At 43.1% G+C, this 7,270-nt stretch carries 8 protein-coding genes; 2 read left to right on the top strand and 6 right to left on the bottom strand.

From position 1 onward, the window contains the following. Positions 1–434 precede the first annotated feature (434 nt). Positions 435–2,462: a bifunctional serine/threonine-protein kinase/formylglycine-generating enzyme family protein gene (locus tag QT974_RS28235; RefSeq protein WP_333471705.1), complete on the bottom strand. Its 2,028-nt coding sequence runs from the start codon at positions 2,460–2,462 to the stop codon at positions 435–437. A gap of 33 nt (positions 2,463–2,495) precedes the next feature. Here QT974_RS28235 and QT974_RS28230 point away from each other — a divergent pair, with 33 nt between their 5' ends. Beyond that, a complete protein-coding gene (locus QT974_RS28230) occupies positions 2,496–2,675 on the top strand; it encodes a hypothetical protein (RefSeq protein WP_333471704.1) in 180 nt (59 codons plus the stop codon). Between the two features lie 229 nt (positions 2,676–2,904). Here QT974_RS28230 and QT974_RS28225 read toward each other — a convergent pair whose 3' ends face one another. The 4 genes from QT974_RS28225 to QT974_RS28210 all read right to left on the bottom strand — a co-directional run bounded on the left by QT974_RS28225 (position 2,905) and on the right by QT974_RS28210 (position 5,532). After that, positions 2,905–3,951 (bottom strand): DMT family transporter, encoded by a 1,047-nt coding sequence (locus QT974_RS28225; RefSeq protein ID WP_333471703.1) that lies wholly within the window; start codon positions 3,949–3,951, stop codon positions 2,905–2,907. 61 nt (positions 3,952–4,012) lie between these two features. Beyond that, positions 4,013–4,366: a cupin domain-containing protein gene (locus QT974_RS28220; RefSeq protein ID WP_333471702.1), complete on the bottom strand. Its 354-nt coding sequence runs from the start codon at positions 4,364–4,366 to the stop codon at positions 4,013–4,015. Positions 4,367–4,381: 15 nt separating this feature from the next. Then, on the bottom strand, positions 4,382–5,086 hold the full coding sequence (locus QT974_RS28215; RefSeq protein WP_333471701.1) for a DUF4079 domain-containing protein: 705 nt from the start codon (positions 5,084–5,086) through the stop codon (positions 4,382–4,384). Between the two features lie 68 nt (positions 5,087–5,154). Beyond that, positions 5,155–5,532 carry a hypothetical protein gene (locus QT974_RS28210; RefSeq protein WP_333471700.1) on the bottom strand — a complete coding sequence of 126 codons (378 nt, stop codon included), beginning with the start codon at positions 5,530–5,532 and terminating at the stop codon, positions 5,155–5,157. A 127-nt stretch (positions 5,533–5,659) separates the two neighbouring features. On the opposite strand from QT974_RS28210, the gene QT974_RS28205 reads away from it, so the two are divergent. Beyond that, on the top strand, positions 5,660–6,535 hold the full coding sequence (locus tag QT974_RS28205; RefSeq protein WP_333471699.1) for a LysR family transcriptional regulator: 876 nt from the start codon (positions 5,660–5,662) through the stop codon (positions 6,533–6,535). A gap of 104 nt (positions 6,536–6,639) precedes the next feature. Here the strand turns inward: QT974_RS28205 and QT974_RS28200 are convergent, their stop codons facing one another. After that, a complete protein-coding gene (locus tag QT974_RS28200; RefSeq protein WP_333471698.1) occupies positions 6,640–7,026 on the bottom strand; it encodes a hypothetical protein in 387 nt (128 codons plus the stop codon). Between the last annotated feature and the right edge of the window lie 244 nt (positions 7,027–7,270).

Genomic DNA, 7,270 nt, shown 5'->3' with positions numbered 1-7,270 from the left:
ACAGTTGACAGTTGACAGTTGACAGTTGACAGTTGACAGTTGACAGTTGACAGCACTTGACAAAGGAAGGAAGAGGATTGGACTAATGAATCGTCTGATTTTAACTTATCCTTACAAGGAAGAGGCTTTAAACCAATTCTTTCCCGTAAAAACTGCTGTTTGATCGTTCGGACTTTAGTCCTCTGATTGATGCGGACTAAAGTCCTGACTACGAACCTGTTTTATAAAGTGTTTGTAGTCAGGACTTTAGTCCTCCGATTTTGAGGACTAATGAAGCGTAAAATATGCCTCCGTAAAAAGATTCCTTCTTCCTGATGACCGATGACCGATGACTAATGGCAACTGACTCATGACCGATAACTAACAACTAACAACTAACAACTAACAACTAACAACTGACAACTGACAACTGACAACTGACAACTGACAACTTATCAAACAACAGAAACAACCACACGAAAACCCACAATACTAGCCTTACAATCCGGCTGATATCTGAGGCGGCACGCGCTGCGACAATTCGGAGGATGATCGTTCCAAGAACCGCCCCGCAACAACCTCAGCGAAAAGTCGCCGCCTGACTCCCAAACGCTGCCATCCACAGGCGCACCGTTGTAATTATTGTGCCAAGCATCCGCGCACCATTCCCACACATTTCCGTGGAAATCGTACAATCCGAAAGCATTGGGTTTAAAACTGCCAACATCTGTAGTTTGAAAGCGATAAACTCCCTTCGGCGCATCAGCGTAATTAGAATTTCCGTTATAATTTGCTAACTCGCTGGTAATAGTTTCCCCAAAGTGAAACGGCGTCGTAGTTTCCCCCCGACAAGCATATTCCCATTGAGCCTCGCTAGGCAAGCGATAATGCTTACCAGTTTTCCGAGAAAGTCTAGCACAAAACTCCACCGCCTCGTACCAAGATACATTCTCGACAGGTCGATTTGCACCTTTAAAACGGGGAGCATCGGGATTGAGATATATTTTAATTTCCGGTAGTGTTGCAACTGCTGTCCATTGCGACTGAGTGACTGGAAATTTGCCAATATAAAAAGATGCTACAGTTACTGGGTGCTCAGGTTTTTCGTCGCCATCCCCCCGATCTTTTGGGCTACCCATCAGGAAATTACCGCCAGGAACAGATACCATCTCCATGACTGTACTGCGGCCGATATCTTCTTCAAAAAAATACGCTTTGCCACTTTTAATATTAGTTTTTTGCCCGCGATTGTCTACTGTCAGCACCTGAAATTCAAAACTGCTTTTGACAGTAACAATCTTTGGTGTTCCCTGGTTAGGAGGCGGAGTTGTGTGAGATTTTACCCTTGAATTTACAGAGATGTTGCTGTTGATTTGGGCGCTGTGATTGAGCGGGGTACTGATAGCAAGTTTTCCTCCTTCGGTTAGATAAGCATTGAGGGGAGGTAAAGCGGCCTTGGTCTGAGCAGAATTTACAGCAATTCGCCCACTTTTGACAAAATGGGGTTGGGGAGGTAAAGAATAGAGATTTAAAGCTTTGATTACTTCATCAGCAGATTGATATCTATTTTTGAGATAATCTTGAATTAATTTATCTAAAATAGTTGCCAACTCGCTGCTAATTTTTGTACCGGCGGGCAACTTTTCTCTCCAAATCCAGCCGCCGTTAATCGCGTCGTAAAGGTCATCGGAGCCGTCAATTTTTGGCAAACATTGAGTTAGCAGTCTCAGACAAGTTATCCCCAAACTGTACAAGTCGCTTCCGGGGAAAACTTGACCGCGCATTTGTTCTAGAGGCGAATATCCGGGCGTTCCTACGGTGGTACCTACTTGGCTCATCAGCGAACCCGTCACTTGTTTGGAAACGCCGAAATCAATTAAAACTAACTCTCGGCGCCCTCCTCTGCGGAAAGCGGAGTTGCGAAAATTACCCGCCAATAGAGATGGATTGGGCGAGGTGCGGCGGCGGATGATATTCTCAAGTTTGATGTCTCGGTGAATGACATTGCGATCGTGCACAAATTTCAGAATCGGCAAAATATCTGCCAGCAACTGCCAAATTTTTTCTTCGCTAAAAACGCCCTGCTGAGTTAATTCAGCTAGTAAATTTTGCCCTTCAATCAACTCTTGTACTAAATAAAGCCGGTTGTCTTGTTCAAAATAAGCAATTAATCGAGGAATTTGGGGATGTTCGCCGAGTTCGTAAAGTCGTTTCGCTTCTTGCTTAAACAGTTCTGTTGCCTTTTCAAGTGCTGAGGTTCCTTGAACTTGGGGCATAAACTGCTTGATGACGCAGGGATCGTCCATGCGATCGATATCTACCGCTTCGTAAGTTCTGCCAAATCCCCCCTCGCCCAACTGTCGAATCACGCGGTAGCGGTTTCTGAATAGAGGCGTGAGGTCGGGTTGGCCGCAACTTTGACAAAATTTAGATTTGTCGGGATTGAAAGGATTAGAACACCTTGGATTCGAGCAGTAGAACATATCCTTGGGGAAGAAATGATCTGATTTAAGGTTATGATATACCTTTTCTGGCTTTTAGTCGTCTTAGACAGAGGACTGTATAGTACAACTTGGCGATCGCCCAACCAAAAAGCAAAGCATCGCACTCTCTCTCAAGAGCGATCGGGTTACAGAGAAGAAGAGCTCGTACCGAAGAGAAGAGCGATCGCATCACTGATAATTTTGAACTATTGAGTATTGATACCCATTTAATAAAAAATGCAAATGTAGCTCAGATCCAAATCCTGATCCAGTCAGTCATCTTCAATTCTTTAATCAACAATCGAAACAAGTGAGAAACCGGCTTTGATGGACGAAAATCTTTTGCTGGAGTCATCAGATTATGTAAAAAACCGTTTTTTTTGCATTGAGGCATTCAGGACTGAGTTTATTACCATTGCAGCTACTTTAAAATGCAGATAAATTAAACTCCCCGGAAACCGATCGCCATTGACATTGCCTCGCGAGGACTGGGGTTAACTAATTCTCGATTTATTTTAGCCCCAGCTAGATTGCCAACAACACCCAAAATAATCCCGACAAACAATAAACTTCCTCCTAAATATTGCGCTAAAGTAGGAGCTTCCCCTAAAATCAAATATCCCATAATTATCGCTGCAATTGGGTTCAATAAACTAGCTAAATTTAGTTCCGTTGCAGTCGCGTTTTTCAAGCCCGCTAACCAACATAATTGACCCATGACGACAATAATTGCGGCATAGATTATCATCCATTGCCACAGAAAAGGAGATAACACTTCTGCAAAATGGTTTTGCCCGTAAATGAGATTAGCCAAGAGGAAAAAAATTATCGTCCCTAGAATATTGCGATAAATCATAAAAATTCCCAAGGGAATGGATTGTAATTGTAGTTTACCAACCACGGTCGCAATGGAACCAATGATCGCTGCGATCGCCACAAAAATTTCTCCGGTTCCAATTTGAAATCCAGCCATCGTCATCATCGGCCCTGAACTGCCTAAAAAAGCAGTCACTATCACCCCAGCAAAGGAGCTCAGAGACCCTGCAATTGACCACGAATTGACCCGCGAACCCAACAGCCAAACGCCCAACCCCAGGGTTAAAATTGGTTCGATACGCCCAATTAACACGATATTTGTAATATTTGTCTGTCCCAGGGCACTAAAAACTAACGCTGGAGCGATCGCCCCCGATAAAAGACCTGTAATGGTTAAACTAATCCAATCTTTACGAGTCAAAGATTTCAGAGTATTCGGGTTCCAGTCTCGATAAAAAATTACAGTCATTAACCCCAAAGCACAAATATTACCCACAAATAAGACATTACAGAGTGAGATAGGATTTCTGCCATTTATAGCATGAGATTGTCCAATTTCAACGATTTTACGAGTTATGGAATTAGAACTCGCAAAAATCAAAACAGCAATCCCAAGATATATGCTGCTGGGAAGTCCCATTAAAAATTTATGGACTCCATTAACAATCTTCATAATTTTATTTGGTTTGATTCCCGTACTATGTAACTGTCAACTGTCAACTGGTATACTTAGCTTAAGGTGATGCCTGTTCGTAACCAATTTGGGGAGCAGAATAAATGGAGACAAACACAGCATCTTCACTACAGTCATTCACTGCCCCATGAATCTGATTTTGGTCGGCGATGGCAACTTCACCAGCCTTCAAGCTTTGGCTTTGACCATTGCCTAAATAATATGTCAAAGTGCCTCGGAGCATCACCCAAGTATCTTGTCCGTCGGGATGAAAATGAGCTTGCACAATTTGCCCGGGCTTGACTCCCCAAATAGCGATGCTAGAATTTTTAGTTTCAATAATTTCTGTCACCGTAGCGGCTCGATCGGAGAAACGAGCATGAGATTCTAGGGCAAAAATTCTGGATTTCATCATTTTCAAATCACCGTTTTATTTGGGTTTAGGACAAGTTTTGTTGGTGAAATCACATTGATAAATATATTGTGATTGCCAATGGAGGGGAATCTCTAATAAATCCCTTGCACCAGTCATTCCCTGACCGATAAATAGCAGCAGAGCAAAACAATTGAGAATGATATGAACGGTACGCCAGCGATTTTGTTTGTCCTGATAAATATTTTGGATAATTACCAGTGAAAAAATCATCAATAAAGCCGCTGTCATGCCGTAGTAATAATGGGAAACAAACCATTCATTATCTCGACGATAAATTTCGGGTTGAAATCCTAAAACAACCAATCCCATTCCAGTTAAAGTGGCAAAAATGCCTCGCCACAGTTTAACTTTTGCCTTAAATAGTAGCGCGAAAGAACCAATGGTTAACAGGAAAATGGCGATGACAAAAAAGACTCGAAAGGGTTCTTTCGTAATAATGTCGTTACTGAGCATTTTTGAAAAAATGGGATAAGCCATTCCCAGTAGAGCAACGCCTACAACTGAGCCACTCAACCAACTACCGATTGCTACGTGTTCGGAACCTACTACTGGCGGAATTTTACTTTTTTCGCCACCGGCAACTTGCAGGCGGCGTTGACGGGTGAGTAGGGCGCGATTCACCACAATGCCGATTAAGGGAAAAACTGCAATAATGGCGATCGCCGGATGTAACAATGCAAAGAAGTCTTGAAGTTCCATGTTAAATATCCATTCAATTATATATCGGGAATTTTCCCTTACTTACACTCAGCAAGGGAACAGGCAAATTACTTCACTTCAGCGGCGGGAAAACTTGCTACTCTCCCTTGTTTCACAGCGACAACGACATCATAGGTAGAACAGTAAGAGAAGGTAACATTGTTGGCCTTGTTGTAGAGATTGACCACCATGCCAGCCCCACCAGGTTGTACTCCTAAGGGTAATAAATCACCATAGAAAAATCGTCGCAATTGGTCGCCACTACCAACTTGTCCTTTACTTTTAGTAATAATCTGGATCTTTTCCTGAACCGTTATTTCCGGGGCTGCTATTGCCGTATTTTGAAATTTTGGCAAAAAGCTATGTACAGCTATATCTCCCGCACTGATAGCGCTAGCAATAGCGAGGGTGGCGAACAGAGGACTGAGGGATTTGAGTTTGAACATTTTCGTTTTTTGGTGAGAATGGTTGATGCGAATATCATCATCTATTTCAATTTGTTTGAGAAGGAGGCATAATAGAATATGTTATATGCCATTTTGGAATAGGTACTGTATGGATCGAATTGCCTGTATGCAGACTTTCGTTCGGGCGATCGAAATGAAGAGTTTTTCGGCGGTAGCGCGGGAACAACAGACGACGCAACCGACAATTAGCAAGCAAATCGCCGCTCTGGAAAAATATCTGGGGGTACAATTAATCACTCGTTCTACTACCAATTTGAGTTTGACCGAGGAGGGAAAAAAATACTATCAATACTGTCAGCAAATTTTGGAAACAATCGCTGAAGCGGAGGCCAGTTTAACAGAAAAAGAACGGGCGACAGGCATTTTACGATTAGGCTCTCCCGTGCTGTTTGGGGAAATGCAGATTGTCCCCCGTTTAAAAGCCTTTATGAAACGCTATCCCGATGTCAAGATCGATCTGATGATGACCGATCGTTTTGTGGACATTGTAGAGGATGGCTTAGACCTTTTGATCCGCATTGGTAATCGTCTGGATAGTTCCTTGATTAGCCATCCCATCGGCACGACTCGCCGCGTCACAGTCGCAACAACAGGCTATTTTGAGCAAGCGGGAGAACCCAAAAAACCGGATGATTTAGTGCATCATGATTGTATTATCTATACCCATTTATCAACGGGGAATGAGTGGCATTTTCAAGGAACAGATGGTACTATTAAGGTGCGGGTTGGGGGCTGTTTTCAAACTAATAGTTCTGTGGCGATTCGAGCCGCTGTGTTATCGGGTTTGGGCATTGCGGTAGCGCCTGTCTGGATGTTTGGTGATGAGATTTACCGGGGCGATATTAAGGTTGTGTTGGAGGATTATCAGCCGACTCCGTTACCAATTAATGGGGTATATCGTCGCAGCCGTTTTTATCCGGCAAAAATAACTTGTTTTATTGATTTTTTAGAGGCAGAATTTAAGCTCGATCCGTGGGTTTGAGATTGTGGGATTTGAGTATCAAAGACGAACCTCTAAAACCCCAAGATTTTCTAAGATGCGAACAATCTCTTGGGGCTGCACAAAAATCTCGATCGGACTAGAAATTACTTATTTTTGGGCAACAATTGATTTAGCGCACCACACAAGTATCCCTTCACGGTGTCCCTACTTGCCGTCACGCCGCTGGGAAGAGTAAAAATCATCTCGACAGTTAATAGATTTCCGTCGGCTGAGGCAAAAACATCGATCGGCAAAGCCCGTTGAAATGCTGTGGCGGGATTTTCCGCTTTCATAACACCTGTACTGACATCGGTGCTGATAGTTCTGATGCTCTCGCGGGCTAAGATGGGTCGCAATTGGGAAAATGCTTTCTCTACGGATAACCCCTCAACCTGAACGCGCGCCGAAAAGGCGGCACCATTGAAAAAGTCTCCCTTTTTTTGGAAGCTTTCTTCGCAGGTTGTGGCAACAGCGGGGGTGGCGAAACACATGAGAGCTAGAGTCAAGAAGAGCGATCGCATATTAGCTGAGTGACAAGAATAAAACAATCATCAATATAATGATGAGTCATCATACGACTGTTTGGCAAGTGATGCAAATATCTTCTACGCAACTACAATTTGCTGAGTACCAACAAACTCTGGATTGAAAGCTGGATTATCATCTTCCAACAGCATCTCGATTAGACTTGAATTGCAAAAATCGGAAAACACCCTAAAATTATCTGCGTTTATC

Source organism: Microcoleus sp. BM001215392 (assembly GCF_036700185.1).
Classification (GTDB): domain Bacteria; phylum Cyanobacteriota; class Cyanobacteriia; order Cyanobacteriales; family Microcoleaceae; genus Microcoleus.
Note: the sequence above shows the minus strand (reverse complement) of the source record. Positions and strands in the feature narration are given on the sequence as shown.